Genomic DNA, 15,385 nt, shown 5'->3' with positions numbered 1-15,385 from the left:
CGTTCCGTAGTTTAATGACTACCCGGGGTCGCCACTGTCCTCTAGCATTGGACGTCCTTCAACCTCTCAAACGTGCTTGGAGAGTGGTTCATGAACAAGGCCGAGCTGGACCCCGACTCGTCTCCAGCCGCAGAGTTCGGTGCGTTCCTCCGCAGCTCACGAGAGGAACGGGGTTGGCGGCAGGAAGATTTGGCGAGCGCCATCGGCTATTCACCCACGCACGTGTCAGCCGTGGAAACTGGTCGACGTCCCCCAACACCGCGCCTGGCTCGCGAACTTGACAAAGCCTTCGGATGGGATCGCGTGTTCGCCCGCAAGGCGCTCGACCTCAAGACCTCGGCGCTCCTCGAAGGCTTCCCGGAGTACGTCGCGCACGAGTCAAGGGCGGTGGAACTGAGACTGTTCACCTTGGGTATCGTGCCGGGGCTGCTTCAGACCATGGACTACGCACGGGCCATCGCGGCGGGCGCGCTCCGGCGGGGCAGCATCACGGAGGACCAGGCTGAGGAGCGGGTTGCCTACCTTGCGCGCCGACAGGCGAACTTGCGCCGGGAAACCCCTCCGCTGATCCACGTCGTCCTGGATGAGAGCTGCATCCGACGGCCGGTCGGCGGAAAGTCCATCATGGCCGCCCAGCTCGACGAGCTTGCAGCCTTCGCCCGGATGCCCAACACCGTTCTCCAGGTGGCTCCGTACGCCATAGGCGAGGAACGATCGTTCGATCTCCCGGTGAACATCATCACCCTTCCGGACCGATCGCTGATGTCCTACGCCGAATCAGCGCAACAAGGGAACCTGGAACGGGACAGCGGCGCAGTACCGCCGATCCTCACGGCCTACTATCAGCTACAGGCCCTCGCACTCTCACAAGCCGAGTCTGTGGCCCTGATCAGCCAGCTGAGAGAGGAACTACCGTGACCGCCGAGCCTCAGTGGTTCAAGTCTTCGTACAGCAGCAACGGCGGCGACTGCATCGAGGTCGCGGGGAACTTGATCCCGTCCGGGACCGTCCCCGTCCGAGACTCCAAGGACACCGACGGCCCGGCCCTCCTCTTCGCGACCGAGGCCTGGCAGTCCTTCGTCTCCGCCCTCCGAGCCGGCGAGTTCGACACCGCCTGACGCCCGGTCTGAGCACAAGGGTCAGATCGGCAGGTTCCAGCCCGGTCCGTCCGCACTTCCGATCCAGACCCGCTGCCCGGCCGCCGAGACCGTCATGCCGAACCCCTCCTGGTGCGGCTCGCCGGCCCGCTGCCAGGCTTCGACGGCGTTCTCCACCTGGTCCCAGAGCCGGAGCGGGCCACGCTGAACCACGGCCCATCCCCCGTCAGGGTTGGACATGGTCCGGGCCTGCGATCCGGTGGCCACGTCGGAGAGGATCTGGTGCCCGCCGGCTCCCATCCGTTCGGCCGAGGGCGCCGCGAGCTGGGCGACCCAACTGCCGGTCCACGTGCCGATGACCTCGGGGTCGATCCGCGACGGACGTTCGTCCCCCGGAAGCAGCGAGAGGCTTTGGCGTGGCGGGCGGTCGTGCGGGCGGGCGATCATGAAGCTGGTGTAGCCGGGCATGAACAGCCCCGTCCCCTCTCCCGGGGCCGTCACGACCAGCCGCACGAGTCCGAACCCGAGCCCCCACCCGGACAGGGTGGCCAGGATGACGCCGCCGGGCCTCACCTGGTGCAGCCAGCGGGGCGGCAGGTACCGAACCGCACAGGTGGCGATCAGCCGGTCGTACTCGCCCCCGTCCGGGTCGCCGAGCAGCCCGTCACCGATAACCAGCCGGGGGGCGAACCCCGCCGCCTTGATCGCGGCAGCGGCAGTGGCGCCGACCGCCGGGTCGTACTCGATGCTGGTCAGGTTGGCGTCCCCGAGGCGGTGCGCGCCGAGGGCGGTCGAGTAGCCGGTCCCCGTGCCGATCTCCAGCACCCGGTGCCCGGTCTCGGCGCCGAGCTGGTGCCACATGCGCAGCACCAGCGACGGCAAGGTGGACGATGACGACGGAGTCCCGATCACCGCCCCCTCGGCCACGTCCTCGGGGCGGGTCCGCCCGTCGAGCTGGGTGACCAGCGTCTCGTTCGAGTAGACCTGCTCCAGCCAACCAGGGTCGGTCCTGTGCACCGGGCGGTACGCGGTCGGATTGCTTCCCGGGACCGCCGCGAAGAACGATCCGACGAACAGTTCCCGGGGCACCGCCAACGCGGCGGCCCTCCAGGCCGGATCGTCGACCGCATCGTCCCCGGTGAGCCCGTCCACCAGGGCGGCGCGGAGCTGAGCCGATGTGCTCACGAGTCGGGGCCCTTCTCCAGTTGGTCGGCGATGGCGTGGGCAATCGCCGAAGCGGTGTCGACACCCTGCCAGGCCCATTGGCCGTTGGGGTTGCACTCAAGGAAGTACCAGTCACCTGCGGCGGTCACCGCGAAGTCGAACGCACCGTAAACCAAGCGGAGTTCGTTCAGATAAGCGATCACAGAGCGCGCAACGGGCCCGGGCACTTCGATCGGCGTACACGTCATCAGGTCTTGACGCTCGCGCCAGTCAAGATCGGGACTGCCGATCCGGACACCGAACAACCGGTCACCCACGGCGGTCACCCGCACGTCGAACGACTTGGACACGGCGGCTTGGAACATGTGCGGACACACGGACACGGCGTCGGTGATCTCGGCCGGATCGACTTCCCGTACCCACACCGTTTGCGCAGTGCCGTCGGGGGCTCGGTACCGGCTGTCCCACACCGGCTTGTAGACGGCTCCGCCGGACTGGTCGGCGCAGAACCGGCGCGCTTCGTCGGTATCGGCGGTGATGACCGTGTTCGGCACCAGGAAACCGCTCCGGCCCGCCACGACAAGCTGTGCGGGCTTGTACTCCGCGTTCCGGATGTGCCACGGGTGATTGACGTAGTGGGCGTCGGGAAGCGACGCGAAGATGCCGCCAGCACCCCAAAATGCTTGCGCACTGGTGAACTTGGACGCGTGTTCGTCCAGTCCCGGCGGCGCCCGGTAGGGCGAGGGCCGGCGGACCCAGACCGACCGCACCCGAGTGAGGTCGAGTTCCCGGCTTGATGTGCGGAGAGTGCCCCGCTGCTCGCTCCTGCTGTAGTGGGCGGTCAGCGAGGCACCCCCGAGCAGATCGGCACCGGGGTCCACCCGGACGACCGGGACTCGGCGCTCGGCCAGGATGCGGAGCACCACATCGGCCGTCACGTCGTGCGCGTTGGTCAGGACCAGGACAGCCCGGTGTCGATCCTGCGCCATGTCAGCCGGCGCCCTGGTCCTGGTCGTTCGCTGGCATGCTGTCCATGTCGGTGGGTGCGCTCTGCCCGCCGCTCTGCCCGTCACCGCCGCCCGTGTTCGTGGGCGTGCTGGTCTCCGTGCTGGTGCCGTGCGCCCCCATCTCGACCTTGCGACCCTGATCGTCCACGAACACGGCAACCTGCGTTTCGGGGTCGATCACGGCCGAGACGGCAGGGACCGAGCGGGTGTCCGGGTACGGACCCATTCAGGTCGTGCCCCACGGTGCGGTTGTCATCTGTGCTGCGCCTCCATGTTCTTCGTTGCCGTGCTCTTCCACGGCCCGAGCAACACCAACGACGGTAGGGAGAAGCCACGCCCGGCCTCAACGAAGTTGCGAGATATTGCGCCGATTCACCCGAGAGTGTCGAGCGCGGCTGTGATCACGGCGCGAGCCGCGTCCCCGTAGACGGCCGCTTCGGACAGCTGGACGAACGCCTTGGCGTAGTCGGCCAGTTCGCGAGGCTGCCTGACGTTGATCTCGGCTGTCAGGGTCTCCACCACGGCGTGCCGGTCATCGAACAAGTAGAACGCTTCCAGCGGCCAGACGGTGCGCTGGGCGGTGAACGGAACGATCCCGAGGGAGACGGTGGCGAGCGGCCCCACGGTGAGCAGGTGCCGAAGCTGGCCACGCATCACCTCGGTATCGCCGATGCGGTACCTCAGCACTGACTCCTCCATCAACACCACGAACCGGCGGCCGCCCTCGTACAGGAACCGGCTGCGGGCCACGCGGGCGGCAACGGCCTCTGTCACGTCGTCGGGAGTTCCCTGGAACTGCGTGATGGAGCGCATCAAGGCCGTGGCGTAGGCCGGCGTCTGGAAGAATCCGGGCACGACGTTGGACACGTACACCCGGCACAGACGGGCCCGCTCGTTCAGCGCGTAGACGTCCTCCTGGACCTTGCGCATGCCGTTGCGCTGGAGCCGACGCCACTCCATGTACATCGACTCCACCGCGCGCGCCGTGGCAATGAGGTCTTGCACCTGTTCCTCGGCGCCACAGGCGATGCACCAGGCCCGAACGTCCGCATCGGAAGGGGCCGTTTTCGCGGAGAGGATGCGCGAGGTCTTCGCCGGGTGCCATCCACACCGGGCAGACAGTTCTTGCCCCTTGAGGCCGGCGTCCAGCATCAGCTCGCGCAGACGCGCGGCAACGGCGGCGCGGGCGGCCTGCGCGCTGGATGAGGGAGAAGCGGGCATGAACTGGCTGTCCGGTGGGATATCGCAGAGGTCAGACGGTGTATTCCGGGTGGTCGATGCCCCGCGCCCAGACGGCTTCGAAGGCCGAGACGCAGAGCTTCACCACCGCCGGGTCCTCGGACAGTTCATATTTGGGGTCGGCCCAGTCCCCGACGCCGGTGAAGTGGTTGAACTCGACCAACCGGCCGTCGAAGACCCAGAAGTCATTGCCCGGTAGTGCGATGTCCGACGCCCGGCGGCGCGGAAGCCAACGGACCTGTTCGCCGGCCGCGACGTTCACGGCGGTCCCGGCGTGCTCGAAGCGGATGTAGTCGGTCACCGGCTCCGAAACGATCCGGGCCCTGCGCATGACCACGCCCCGGCTGACGGCCTCCCGGACGAGAGGCACCCACCCGGCCCAGCCCTCGGACTCGGGGTCGAGATCGGGGTGGACGCCGCTCCGCTGGAAGCGTGCGAAGTCCGTCGACTCATCGCCCACGCTGTACCAGTCACGCATCTCCAGGTGCACGGCCGAGTGTTGCGCGGCCTTGAGCAGGTCAGAGAAGTCCGGAACGTTCTGCGTCATCGAGTGCCTTCCTAATGATCGCCGCCATGCGGAGCGGGATACGGACCACGGCCTCACCCTCGGGGACGCCGATCGTGTGGCCAGGAACCCACTCGGTCGTGCTGACCTCGGTCAGCAGTTCCTCCCTGGGCTTCCAGCCCTGGAACACCAGCTCCCGCTCGTGGTCGTCCACCCACACCGTCGGCGATCCGTTCCCCTGGGTCTCGGGGTCCATCCCGTTGAACCGTAGTGCCATCGGGTCCTCCCGTGCCAAGCCGGTTGCGCGTCCTTGCATTACCGTTCCGCAGAGATGACGGGCATTCAAGAGCGCAAGGGGAGCAGGCCGGCGCATTCGGAGCGGGTCCGACGCATCTCGCAAGCGGCACATCCCTTGCGAGTGGAAGGCAGTAAGAGAATGGGCGAGTTCACTCCTGAGGCCGCCGAAGCGCTGAAAACCGCGGCGGCCATCTGCGGACCGCTGGAGCTGGAGGAGATCAGCAACCGGCGGGGCTCGGCGGTCTGGAAGGCGACCGGTCCGCGGGGCGTCGCGAGTATCAAGCTCGGCACCGGCGAGGCCGCCGAGGTCACCGCGCGGGAAGCCTCGGTGCTGGACCAGCTCCCCGGCTACACCGTGACCGCCGGCCGGTTCGACGACGGCGTCTGGTTCGTCACCCCGTGGCTGGTCGGACCGTCCACCTGGCAGGCCCTCCGCCCCCTGCGCAAGGGCGAAGGAGGGCGGGACGAGGCCCTGGCCGCTGCGGTCGGGCTGTGCCGCGCCGTGGCAGACCTCCACGCCGAAGGGTGGGTGCACGGAGACCTCCAGCCCCAGCACGCATCCACGGTGGCGACGGGACCGTGCGACTCCGCCGTCCGATCCCCCTGTTCGGTCCGCCCAAGACCCCACTGCCCGGCGAGGCGGGTAGTGGGGTCTCCGTCCATGTAGCAACGACCGTCAGCCGGTGACGCTGGGGGTGCCCGTCTCCAGGTGGCCGGTGAAGCGCTGGGACCAGCCGGCGTCCGCGTCCACCGTCACCGTGAAGTCGTACCAGCCGTTGTTGTAGGCCACGGCGTTGAAGAAATCGGTGACGTTGCCGCCGGCGGGGACCTGGTACGTCCAGGGGCCGTCCGTCCGGTAGTTGTTGGAGGCGATGGTGAAGGTCAGCGGCGTCGTACCGGAGTTGGCGAGCTTGAAGTAGACCGCCAGCTTGCCCGTCCCCGGCTCGACCGCGTACGAGGCGGTGACGGCCGCGTTCTTACCCGCCTTGGTGGCGTCGCCCTTGAAGCGGCGCAGGAAGCGGTTGGGGCCGACGACGGTGAGGTCGTAGGGGCCGCCGCCGAAGTTGGTGCCGCAGTTGAAGAAGTCGCTGGTGGTGCCGCCCGGGTCGACGGTGTACTGCCAGGGGCCGCCGCTGCGGTAGGCGTTGGCGTAGGCGGCGAAGTGGGCGGACTTCGCCGCTGCCGCGCCCCCGTTGTCCATCGTGATCCAGACCTTCATCACCCCGCCGGAGCCGAACTCCAGGTGGTCCAGGTTGGCGTTCGGCTGGTACGGCAGGGCGCGGGCCGGCCGGGTGCCGGTCTCCTGGATCGGCAGCTGGTTGTTGATCGGGGCCGGGTTGGGCAGCGGGCCGCACGCCGACAGGCCGATGGTCTGCGAGGTGTCGGGCAGCCCGGGCAGGCCGTAGACCGGGTTGGCGAAGTCGAACGCGCTGGTCAGGTCGCCGCAGACGCGGCGGCGCCAGTCGCTGATGTTCCGGCATTGCGCGGGCGTGCCGAGGGCGGCCGTCCAGGTCTCCAGGAAGCGCAGCACGGAGGTGTGGTCGAAGGTCTCGGAGTTGACCCAGCCGCCGCGGGTCCAGGGCGAGACGGCGATCATGGGGACGCGGAAGCCGAGGCCGATGTTGGTGCCGTTGTAGAACTCGCCCGGGGTGCCGGCGGGGGCGGCCGGCGGCGGGACGTGGTCGAAGAAGCCGTCGTTCTCGTCGTAGTTGATGAACAGGACGGACGAGTTGAAGACGTTCGGGTCGGCGTTCAGCGCGTCGATCACCAGGTGGACGAAGTGCGCGCCGTCGGCCGGGGTGGCGTACGGATGTTCGGAGGAGGCCTGGTCGGGGACGATCCAGGAGACCTGCGGGAGGGTGCCGTTCAGCACGTCGGCCCTGATCGCGGCGGCGATGTCGTCCGGGGTCCTGCCGGTGGCCTTGGGCACCGAGCCCATGCCCTTGACGGCCAGCGGGCTGCCGGCCGGGGCGCCGGAGAACTGGGTGAAGTACGCGAGGGCGTTGTCGCCGTAGTTGTCGGCGGCGTTCTGGTAGACCTTCCAGCTGACGCCTGCGCTCTCCAGCGCCTCCGCGTAGGTCTGCCAGCGCAGGCCCTTCTCGTCGCCGCCGTCGTACGCGGGGCCGCCGGCGCTGCCGGCCGGGTCGATCTGGCCGGACCAGTGGTAGGTGCGGTTGGGGCCGGTCGCGCTGAGCACGGAGCAGTGGTAGGCGTCGCAGATGGTCCAGTTCTCGGCCAGCGCGTAGTGGAACGGGATGTCCTGGCGGGTGAGGAAGCCGAGGGTGCGGACGTTGCCCTTGGCGGCGACCCAGGAGTCCATCTTGCCGCTGTTCCAGGCCTTGTGCTGATCGCTCCAGCCGTGGCTGAGGTCACCGTTGCATTGGGCGAGGCGCTCGGGGTCGGCGCCGCCGGCCGGCTTGGTCTGGCTGAACTGCCACGGGTACTGGCGGCCGAGCAGGCCGTTGGGCTGGTTGAAGACGCTGTAGCCGCCGGCTATCTGGATGGCGCTGCGGTCGGCGAAGCCGCGCACGCCGCGCAGCGTGCCGAAGTAGTGGTCGAAGCTGCGGTTCTCCTGCATCAGGATCACCACGTGCTGCACGTCGTTGATGGTGCCGGTCTGCTGGAGCGTGGCGGTGGAGGCCACCGCGGGCGCGCCGGGGGCGGCCCCTGCGGCGCTGGTGCCTGCCACGGCGAGTCCCGCCGCGGCGGCACCGGACAGCGTGACGAACTTCCTACGACTCAGCTCGGCCATCAGCCCGGCCCGTCCCTTCACTGGCGATCTGGCGATGTTGTGTACACAAGTCGGGGCTCATCGATCGCGCAGCATCTTCCACCCCGGCCGGAGGCGTCCACCAGATGCGCGCGGCAGGGTTGGCGGACTGTTCGTCCGGGTGTCACCGAGCGACGCCGGGCTGAACGGGCGGCGGAAACGCCGGGGAGGGACGGAGCGGGCGGCTGGTCAGCGGTCCTTGACCTCGATTCCCAGCGCCTGGGCGAACTGCGGTGCCAGCTCCAGCAGTTGGGTGGAGCTGATGACCGCGCCGCGCAGCCCCTGGTGGCCGTCCGCGAGTCCGAGCCGGGCGGCCCCGCGCAGGTCGGTCTTCTTCAGGGTGGCACCGCGCAGCCGGACCTCCTCCAGCGTGGAACCGGGGAAGGACACCTCGGTCAGCTTGGCCTCGCCGAAGTCCACGTCGCGCAGCAGGCAGTCCTCGAACACGACGTCCCGCAGCACGGCCGCCCGCAGGTTGACCGCCTCCAGCTTGCAGCCGCGGAACACCACCCGGCGCAGCGCCGAGCCGTATCCGGCGACCCCGGCCAGCACGCCGCCGACGAAGGCGCTGTCCTGCCACTCGGTGTCGCTCAGGTCGCAGGCCACCCAGCGGCCGGCCTGCACCCAGACCTCGTTGAAGCGGGCCTGGCGCAGCTTGACCCCGCTGAGCGCGACCCCGGTGAAGGCGCACTCCAGGAACGCCGCCCCGGCCGCCGACTCGTCGGTGTGCTCGCCGCCGTCGAAGTGCGTGGTGTCGTAGCGCTCGTCGCTGCGCAGCCGCCCGGTGTGGGGGCGGAGCAGGTCCGCGTACGGCAGGTCGGTGAGCTGGTCGGGGGCGGAACGCGGCATGGCGGCGGCACCTCACGGTCGGGGGCGAACGGGTCTCGCCCGAATGCTCGCACGCGGCACCGACAACGCCCCGGACCGGCCGCAGCGGACTGCGGCCGGGCCGAGGTGTGGTCCTCAGAAAGGTCAGCCGCGCGCCCAGAGGGAGTTGACGCGGCTGCGCTCGGTGCTGTTCGGGTACGGGTTGGTGCAGGAGGTGCCGGGGCCGCCGCCGGACATCAGCTCGCTGCACGGGCCGGAGTAGTGGTCCGGCAGGCCGAGCACGTGCCCGGTCTCGTGCGCGGTCACCCGGACCGAGTTGTACTGCCGGTTCTGCTGGTAGTCGAGGAAGACGTAGCCGCGCCCGTGGCCGTCGGTGCTGGCGTAGGAGCCGCGGCTGTCGTTGCCCTCGTAGTACGAGAAGTCGCCGCCCGAGCCGGCCCGCAGCTGGACGTTGCTGACCGAGCTGTTCCAGATCTGCGCGGCGTTGGCTATCTGGGTGCGGAAGGTCGGTGCCGAGCTGGCGTCGTAGGTGACGACGACGGTCGCCAGGTTCGGGCTGGCGGCCTGCTTGGCCTTGGCGGAGGCCATCACGGCCTGGAAGAACGCCTGGTTGTTCGCGGCCTCGGCGGCCGAACCGGCGTACGTCGAGGCGGTGTAGCCCTGGACGGCCGGGCCGGGGGTGGCGGCGGACGCGGCGGTGGCGGGCAGCACGGCGAGACCGGCCGCGAGGGCCAGGCCGAGGGTCGCGGACAGCACGGATCGCTTCATGTGGGGGCTCCGATTCCGGTGGTGCCGTGGCCGGTTGGGGGCCGGCCCTGGGGGACACCTGGTCAGCGGGTGATGTCCCCAGAGCTTCGGGCAGCCCGGCGGGCGGGCGGATGATGTCAACCCGCGATAGCTTCGATCAATACCCCTTGCGGAAAAGGGGTTTGAGATGTCTTTAACCGGCCTTGACTCGCGCGTGCCCCTGGCATTCCGCTCCACCGGCGGTTAGGCTCCCGATCGGGGAAGCAACCGAGCGGCGGGCCACCCGATTCCGGCCGGGCGGCCCGCCGCACCCGAAGGGCATCGGCAACTTCCTTGGCGCCGCAACGAGTTCGCGGGCTCCTCCGATTCGAGGGCTTCCCCAGTTCACGGGCTTGCCCAGTTCACGGGCTTGCCTAGTTCACGGACTCGACGCCGTTCGACCAGAGGCTGTCGACCTGGCCGCGCTCGTTGCTGTCGGGGTAGGGGTTGGTGCAGGACGGGCCGGGGCCGCCGCCGGACATCAGCTCACTGCACGGGCCGGAGTAGTTGTCGGGCAGGCCGAGCACGTGCCCGGTCTCGTGCGCGGTGACGCGCAGCGAGCTGTACTGCTGGTTCTGCTGGTAGTCGAGGAAGACGTAGCCGTGGCCGTGGCCGTCGGTGCTGGCGTAGGAGCCGCGGCTGTCGTTGCCCTCGTAGTACGAGAAGTCGCCGGTGCCGCTGCTCGCCTGGAGCTGGACGTTGCTGACCGAGCTGTTCCAGATCTGCGCGGCCTGGGATATCTGGCTGGTGAAGGAGGGCGCGCTGGCGGTGTCGTAGGTGACGGTGACGGTCTGCAGCCACGGGTTGGCTGCCTGCTTGGCCTTGGCGGAGGCCATCACGGCGTGGAAGAACGCCTGGTTGTTCGCGGCCTCGGCGGCCGAACCGGCGTACGTCGAGGCGGTGTAGCCCTGGACGGCCGGGCCGGGGGTGGCGGCGGACGCGGCGGTGGCGGGCAGCACGGCGAGACCGGCCGCGAGGGCCAGGCCGAGGGTCGCGGACAGCACGGATCGCTTCATGTGGGGGCTCCGGATTCGCGGTACGCCGAACCGCCGGGGCCGGTGGGGGCCGGACACGGCTGCGGCGACGGTGGGGGCGCCCCGGTGGGGCCGGGGCGGATTCGCTGTCCCTGAGCTTCGACCCGCCCGGGCCCGCGGCGGATGATGTCAACCGGCGATAGCACCGCCGCATACCGGCGGGGCCCGCGGCGCGCCCTCCCGCCGCGCCTTGTTCTGTCATGTCCTTGGCGACAAGGCCGGGTGGCGTCTATGCTCCGGGCGTGGAGCTCGACGTGAGACACCTCCGGGTGGTGTGCGCTATCGCCGACACCGGCAGCCTCCGCAAGGCCGCGCTCCAGCTCGGCATGACCCAGCCCTCCCTCACCACCCAGCTGCACCGCATCGAACGGGCCATCGGCGGCACCCTGTTCACCCGCGAGCAGACCGGCAGCCGGCCCACCGCGCTCGGCCACTCGGTGCTGTCCCGGGCCCGGCCGGTGATCACCGAGATGGCCGCGCTGGTGGCCGCCGCCCGCCAGGAGGCCCGCGACGCGGCCGGCCCCGGGCGGCAGCGCCGGCTGCGGATCGGCAGCGTCGGCAGCCGGGCGGTCGCCGCCTGGCTGCGCCGGGTGCACGAACGGCTGCCGGACACCGACACCACCATCCACGTCGACGTCTCGGCCAGCGCCCTGCTGCGGATGGTCGCCGCCGACCAGTTGGACGTGGCCTTCGTCTACGAGAGCGAGGGCTTCCCGCTACGGGTGCCGCCGGACGCCGAGCACCGGGTGCTGATGGCCCGTGAGCCCCAGTTCGTCGCGCTCGCCGCCGGACACCCGGCCGCCGCCCGCCCGGTCGTCCACCTGACCGACCTCGCCGAGGACACCTGGATGGTCGACCCGACCGCCGACCACGAGTACGCGGCGATGCGCCGGGTGTTCAGCGATGCCGGGCTCAACCCCCGGGTGGTCCAGGTGCGGGACAACGCCACCGCCGCCGAACTGGTCGCCTCCGGCGAGGCCGTCCGCCCCTGCCAGCCGACCTCCGCCCCCGGTCCCGGCACGGTGGTGCGCCCCGTGTACGGGGACCCGCTGGCCGTCCGACTGCTGCTCACCTGGCGCCCCCGCGCGCTCAGCCAGCCCGCGCTGGACGCGCTGTACGGCGAACTGCGCGCCGCCTACCTGGACCTGGCCAAGGTCAACCCGGCCTACCTGGCCTGGCTGGCCCGGCACGAGCCGATCCTGCTGGACTGCGCCTGAGAATCAGCCCCCGTCAGCCCTCCCGACTGTGCAGCAGCACGCCCACCGCCACGGTCAGCGCGCAGACCAGGCCCGCCACCAGCACACCGGAGCCCCCGAACGCCGTGCAGGCCAGCACCAGCACCGCCCCGGTCGGGGCCAGCGCCTGCGCCAAGCCGGTCTTGGTGTGCCGGGAGTGCAGCAGCCAGACCGTGAGCAGGTAGAGCGCGGTGGGCACGGTGACCGTCGCGGTGGCGGCCGTCGCGGAGATCTCCGCCTGGTGCACGGCCGACTCCACCGCCACCTCCAGTCCGGTGCCGATCGCGGCGGCCGCGCCGAACACCAGGTAGTGGCCGTACCCCCAGGCGAAGGCCTGCCGGTTGGAGCGCAGGTGCTCGTGGACCGGCCGGGCGAAGTAGATCCACCAGGCCGCGAAGCAGATCAGCAGGCCGCCGATCGCCACCGGCAGCAGCCGGCCCAGCTCCTCGTGCTCGTCCACCGCCGACTGCACCGCGACCGTCGCGGCCGCCACCGTCTCGCCGAGCACGATCAGGGTGAACAGCCCGTACCGCTCGGCGATGTGGTGCGGGTGCCAGGAGGTCTGCATCCGCAGTTCGGCGACCACCGGCACGGCCAGCTCGCACAGCACCCCGAGCGGGATGACCACCGGCCGGACGGCGTCCGGCAGCAGCACCACCACCACCCAGCCCACCTGGCAGATCGCGATCCCGACCGCGTACCGCACGGCGACCCGGCGCGCCTCGCCCTGCTCGCTGGCCGCCGCCCGCAGCCACTGGGTGACCATCGCCAGGCGCATCACCACGTACCCGGCGATCGCCAGCGTCAGGTCCTGGGTGGCGAACAGCCGTGGCACCCCGGCCGCGAGGACCAGCACCCCGGCGATCTGCACCAGCGTGGTGACCCGGTACGGCACGTCGTCGCAGTCGTACGCGGAGGCGAACCAGGTGAAGTTCATCCAGGCCCACCAGATCGCGAAGAAGGCGATCGCGTAGCCGCGCAGGCCGTCGCCGTAGTGGCCGGCCGCCAGGGAGTGGGCGAGTTCGCGCCCGGCCTGGCCGACGGCGACCACGAAGCAGAGGTCGAAGAACAGTTCCAGCGGGGTGGCGACCCGGTGCGGCTCGTCCCGGTCGCGCGGGACCATCCGGCGCACCGGGGGCGGGTCGACGGGGCGCGGGTGGGGGGCGGCGGCGGATTCGCTGGCCATCGGTGCTGCTCCGGGTTCGGGAGGGGCTGGCTGTCCCGCGCATCCTGGCAGCGGCCCGGGCCCCGCGCACGCACCGGCGCGACGGGCGCAGCGGTTCGCGGTCCCGGGGTCGATTGCGCCTTTCGTTCGCTTTTTTCCTTGCCGTCAGCCGTAGTTGACGCCCCGGTGCGCGAACCGGGTGACAGCGCGGCGGGTTTCCGGGCGCGCCCCGCGCGCTGCGCCGCGGCCGGCCGGACGGCCCCGCTAGATTCGTCCCCGGTTGGAAGCGAGCGCGGGCCTTGCGGGGCCCCACGACACGGGCGGCCTGCGGGCAACGCGGAAGGTCAAGGCCGGTGGCAGGAGAGCGGGGGCGGCAGAGCCGACCTTCCCGTGTCCGTACCACCGGCCTCGTGATCACCGCGCTGCTCGCCAGCGCCTGCCGCCCGGTCGCTCTCGCCGCGTCCGCGGCGGGGGCTACTTCTCCCAGCCGACCTTGGCGTAGTCCTCCCCGGCCAGGCCGAAGGCGCCGTAGTTGGCGAGGCCCTTGCGCGTCGCCACCACGGTCGGCCGCTGGTAGAGCTCGACGGTGTGGCCGAGTTCCCAGATCTTCGCGTCGGCCTGGTTGTAGAGCTTCGCGGCCTCCACCGGGTCGACCGTCCCGGCCGCCTTCTTGAGCAGGTCGTCGACCTCCTGGCTGCCGATCCGCGAGGGGTTGTTGAAGGTGTTGTCCCCCACCGGCAGACGGAAGTTGCCCAGGCTCTTGGAGAGCGGGAACGAGTCGGTGTTGCGCCAGCTCGCGATCTCGAACTTGCCCGGGTTCACGTACTTGGTGAAGAAGTCGTTGGCGGGCACCTTGTCCAGGCTCACCTTGACCCCGGCCTGCAGCCACATCGCGGCGGCGGCGGTGGCCAGGTCGATCTGGGCCTGCGGGGTGGACTCGTTGACCGTCCAGTGCAGTTGCAGCGACTGGCCGTCCTTGGTGCGCGGCTGGCCGGCGCCCGCCTCCTTCCAACCGGCGTCGTCCAGCAGCTTCTTGGCGGCGGGCACGTCGAACTTCGCCCACTCGCCCGAGTTGTCCTGGTAGCCGGTCTGGTTGGGCATGAAGATGTGGTTGCCGAGCGGCTTGAACTCCACCGGCACCCCGTTGTTGGCGATCTTGATCAGTGCGGACCGGTCGAGTGCCTTGCCGAGCGCCTGGCGGACCTTCTGGTCCGCCAGCGCGCCGCCGGAGCCGAAGGAGATGTGCACCTCGTCCCACGGGCTGGCGGCCCGGATCGCGGTGTCCTTGGCGTCCTTGAGCTGCCCGTACGCGGCGGCGGTGCCGGCCGTGGCGAGGTCGATCTCGTTGTTGAGGTACGACTGGGTGGTCGCGGACTGGGTCATCACCCGGAAGGTGATCTTGTCCGCCTTGGCCTTGGTGCCCCACCAGGCCGGGTCCGGGACGAGCGTGAGGGTCTGCGCGGTCTTGTCCGCCACGCCGATCTTCAGCGCGCCCGCGGTGATCGGGATCTTCTCCACCCAGCCCTTGTTGAAGTCGTCCGGGGTGGCGATGCCGGCCGCCGGGATCAGCGGGCGGAACAGGTTCTGCCAGTCCGCGTACGGCTCGGAGAAGGTGACCTTCACCTCGCTCGGGTCGGCCCCCTGCTCGACGGCGGAGATCTGCTCGTAACCGGACGGGTCGGCGATGTTGTACGCCGGGTCCTTGCCGTTGCTGGCCTGCCAGTCGGCCTTGAAGTCCAGGTAGCTGAGCGGCTTGCCGTCCGACCACTTGGCCTTGGGGTTGAGCTTGTAGGTGATCACCTCGGGCGAGGTCGAGGTGACCTTGGCGTCCAGCAGGTAGTCGGCGTTGGGCTGGAAGGTGCCGGAGGCGTCCGTGTTGAAGAGCGACGGCTCCAGGGCGCGCATGATCGAGACCGCGTCGCCGTAGGTGCCGTCCACCTGGAGCGGGTTCCACTGGGTGATCCACTGGTACAGCGGGAACCGCACCTCGCCGCCGTCCTTGACCTGGTCCAGCGGCTTGGCGTTGATGTCCTGGGAGTCCTGCCGGGGCGGCTCGCTCTTCGCCACCTTGTCGGCCGAGCCGCCCCCGCCCGAGGTGCACGCGGTGACCGCCAGCGCGACGGCGACGGCGAGGGCAGTCGCCCGGCCGAGGCGGCGGGCCGTGGTGGAAGCGTCCATGGAGTCCCCCTGGTGAGGTCTTCGAAACGGGCGGTAACGGGCAGTTGTGCCGCGCGAGGTGTGGCGGGGCTTGAGCGTGG

General features: G+C 70.3%; 16 protein-coding genes. 4 read left to right on the top strand and 12 right to left on the bottom strand.

Annotation, left to right across the window (positions count from 1 at the left end; all coding sequences use genetic code 11):
* The first annotated feature begins 90 nt into the window (after positions 1-90).
* Together ACIP37_RS32185 and ACIP37_RS32180 are read left to right on the top strand one after the other, a co-directional pair.
* On the top strand, positions 91-918 hold the full coding sequence (locus ACIP37_RS32185) for a helix-turn-helix transcriptional regulator (RefSeq protein WP_363583608.1): 828 nt from the start codon (positions 91-93) through the stop codon (positions 916-918).
* Positions 915-1,118 (top strand): DUF397 domain-containing protein, encoded by a 204-nt coding sequence (locus ACIP37_RS32180; protein WP_363583610.1) that lies wholly within the window; start codon positions 915-917, stop codon positions 1,116-1,118. The genes ACIP37_RS32185 and ACIP37_RS32180 overlap by 4 nt, the downstream gene beginning before the upstream one ends.
* 21 nt (positions 1,119-1,139) lie before the next feature.
* On the opposite strand, the gene tgmC is transcribed toward ACIP37_RS32180, so the two are convergent.
* The 6 genes from tgmC to ACIP37_RS32150 all read right to left on the bottom strand — a co-directional run bounded on the left by tgmC (position 1,140) and on the right by ACIP37_RS32150 (position 5,289).
* Positions 1,140-2,282, bottom strand: coding sequence for an ATP-grasp peptide maturase system methyltransferase (tgmC, locus tag ACIP37_RS32175; protein WP_400811754.1), 1,143 nt, complete (start codon positions 2,280-2,282; stop codon positions 1,140-1,142).
* A complete protein-coding gene (gene tgmB, locus ACIP37_RS32170) occupies positions 2,279-3,250 on the bottom strand; it encodes an ATP-grasp ribosomal peptide maturase (RefSeq protein ID WP_363583614.1) in 972 nt (323 codons plus the stop codon). Before tgmB ends, tgmC begins: the two co-directional genes overlap by 4 nt.
* A 1-nt stretch (position 3,251) precedes the next feature.
* Positions 3,252-3,494 (bottom strand): putative ATP-grasp-modified RiPP, encoded by a 243-nt coding sequence (locus ACIP37_RS32165; protein WP_400811751.1) that lies wholly within the window; start codon positions 3,492-3,494, stop codon positions 3,252-3,254.
* A 146-nt stretch (positions 3,495-3,640) separates the two neighbouring features.
* Positions 3,641-4,489, bottom strand: a complete 849-nt coding sequence (locus tag ACIP37_RS32160; protein ID WP_363619969.1) for a helix-turn-helix transcriptional regulator — start codon at positions 4,487-4,489, stop codon at positions 3,641-3,643.
* A gap of 31 nt (positions 4,490-4,520) precedes the next feature.
* Positions 4,521-5,054 carry a DUF6879 family protein gene (locus ACIP37_RS32155; protein ID WP_400844954.1) on the bottom strand — a complete coding sequence of 178 codons (534 nt, stop codon included), beginning with the start codon at positions 5,052-5,054 and terminating at the stop codon, positions 4,521-4,523.
* A complete protein-coding gene (locus ACIP37_RS32150; RefSeq protein ID WP_400844951.1) occupies positions 5,026-5,289 on the bottom strand; it encodes a hypothetical protein in 264 nt (87 codons plus the stop codon). Before ACIP37_RS32150 ends, ACIP37_RS32155 begins: the two co-directional genes overlap by 29 nt.
* Positions 5,290-5,448: 159 nt before the next feature.
* On the opposite strand from ACIP37_RS32150, the gene ACIP37_RS32145 reads away from it, so the two are divergent.
* The gene (locus ACIP37_RS32145; protein WP_400811747.1) at positions 5,449-5,976 is read left to right on the top strand and encodes a hypothetical protein; all 528 of its coding nucleotides are present in this window, start codon (positions 5,449-5,451) and stop codon (positions 5,974-5,976) included.
* 9 nt (positions 5,977-5,985) lie between these two features.
* On the opposite strand, the gene ACIP37_RS32140 is transcribed toward ACIP37_RS32145, so the two are convergent.
* From ACIP37_RS32140 to snpA (ACIP37_RS32125), 4 genes are all read right to left on the bottom strand, one after another.
* Positions 5,986-8,061, bottom strand: coding sequence for a phosphocholine-specific phospholipase C (locus tag ACIP37_RS32140; protein ID WP_400811744.1), 2,076 nt, complete (start codon positions 8,059-8,061; stop codon positions 5,986-5,988).
* A gap of 207 nt (positions 8,062-8,268) precedes the next feature.
* Positions 8,269-8,928 carry a pentapeptide repeat-containing protein gene (locus tag ACIP37_RS32135; protein WP_063349277.1) on the bottom strand — a complete coding sequence of 220 codons (660 nt, stop codon included), beginning with the start codon at positions 8,926-8,928 and terminating at the stop codon, positions 8,269-8,271.
* A 123-nt stretch (positions 8,929-9,051) separates the two neighbouring features.
* Positions 9,052-9,675 (bottom strand): snapalysin, encoded by a 624-nt coding sequence (snpA, locus tag ACIP37_RS32130; RefSeq protein WP_350882593.1) that lies wholly within the window; start codon positions 9,673-9,675, stop codon positions 9,052-9,054.
* Between the two features lie 392 nt (positions 9,676-10,067).
* Entirely contained in the window at positions 10,068-10,709 is a 642-nt protein-coding gene (gene snpA / locus ACIP37_RS32125; RefSeq protein WP_363583630.1) for a snapalysin, read from the bottom strand.
* A gap of 260 nt (positions 10,710-10,969) precedes the next feature.
* Here snpA (ACIP37_RS32125) and ACIP37_RS32120 point away from each other — a divergent pair, with 260 nt between their 5' ends.
* Positions 10,970-11,944: a LysR family transcriptional regulator gene (locus tag ACIP37_RS32120; RefSeq protein ID WP_363583632.1), complete on the top strand. Its 975-nt coding sequence runs from the start codon at positions 10,970-10,972 to the stop codon at positions 11,942-11,944.
* Positions 11,945-11,957: 13 nt separating this feature from the next.
* Here the strand turns inward: ACIP37_RS32120 and ACIP37_RS32115 are convergent, their stop codons facing one another.
* On the bottom strand, positions 11,958-13,148 hold the full coding sequence (locus tag ACIP37_RS32115) for a low temperature requirement protein A (protein WP_400844948.1): 1,191 nt from the start codon (positions 13,146-13,148) through the stop codon (positions 11,958-11,960).
* 453 nt (positions 13,149-13,601) lie between these two features.
* Positions 13,602-15,305 (bottom strand): ABC transporter family substrate-binding protein, encoded by a 1,704-nt coding sequence (locus ACIP37_RS32110; protein ID WP_363619983.1) that lies wholly within the window; start codon positions 15,303-15,305, stop codon positions 13,602-13,604.
* Positions 15,306-15,385: the final 80 nt, after the last annotated feature.

The sequence above is a fragment of the Kitasatospora sp. NPDC088861 genome, from assembly GCF_044750105.1.
GTDB lineage: Bacteria > Actinomycetota > Actinomycetes > Streptomycetales > Streptomycetaceae > Kitasatospora.
The sequence above is the reverse complement of the archived record's forward strand: the minus strand, read 5'-3'. Positions and strand labels throughout refer to the sequence as shown.

Bases quoted from the DNA above. Each gene is read 5' to 3' on its own strand.
- ACIP37_RS32185 (WP_363583608.1), top strand. From the start codon at position 91: ATGAACAAGGCCGAGCTGGACCCCGACTCGTCTCCAGCCGCAGAGTTC.
- tgmB (WP_363583614.1), bottom strand. From the start codon at position 3,250: ATGGCGCAGGATCGACACCGGGCTGTCCTGGTCCTGACCAACGCGCAC.
- ACIP37_RS32165 (WP_400811751.1), bottom strand. From the start codon at position 3,494: ATGGGTCCGTACCCGGACACCCGCTCGGTCCCTGCCGTCTCGGCCGTG.
- ACIP37_RS32160 (WP_363619969.1), bottom strand. From the start codon at position 4,489: ATGCCCGCTTCTCCCTCATCCAGCGCGCAGGCCGCCCGCGCCGCCGTT.
- ACIP37_RS32155 (WP_400844954.1), bottom strand. From the start codon at position 5,054: ATGACGCAGAACGTTCCGGACTTCTCTGACCTGCTCAAGGCCGCGCAA.
- ACIP37_RS32150 (WP_400844951.1), bottom strand. From the start codon at position 5,289: ATGGCACTACGGTTCAACGGGATGGACCCCGAGACCCAGGGGAACGGA.
- ACIP37_RS32145 (WP_400811747.1), top strand. From the start codon at position 5,449: ATGGGCGAGTTCACTCCTGAGGCCGCCGAAGCGCTGAAAACCGCGGCG.
- ACIP37_RS32140 (WP_400811744.1), bottom strand. From the start codon at position 8,061: ATGGCCGAGCTGAGTCGTAGGAAGTTCGTCACGCTGTCCGGTGCCGCC.
- ACIP37_RS32135 (WP_063349277.1), bottom strand. From the start codon at position 8,928: ATGCCGCGTTCCGCCCCCGACCAGCTCACCGACCTGCCGTACGCGGAC.
- snpA (WP_350882593.1), bottom strand. From the start codon at position 9,675: ATGAAGCGATCCGTGCTGTCCGCGACCCTCGGCCTGGCCCTCGCGGCC.
- snpA (WP_363583630.1), bottom strand. From the start codon at position 10,709: ATGAAGCGATCCGTGCTGTCCGCGACCCTCGGCCTGGCCCTCGCGGCC.
- ACIP37_RS32115 (WP_400844948.1), bottom strand. From the start codon at position 13,148: ATGGCCAGCGAATCCGCCGCCGCCCCCCACCCGCGCCCCGTCGACCCG.
- ACIP37_RS32110 (WP_363619983.1), bottom strand. From the start codon at position 15,305: ATGGACGCTTCCACCACGGCCCGCCGCCTCGGCCGGGCGACTGCCCTC.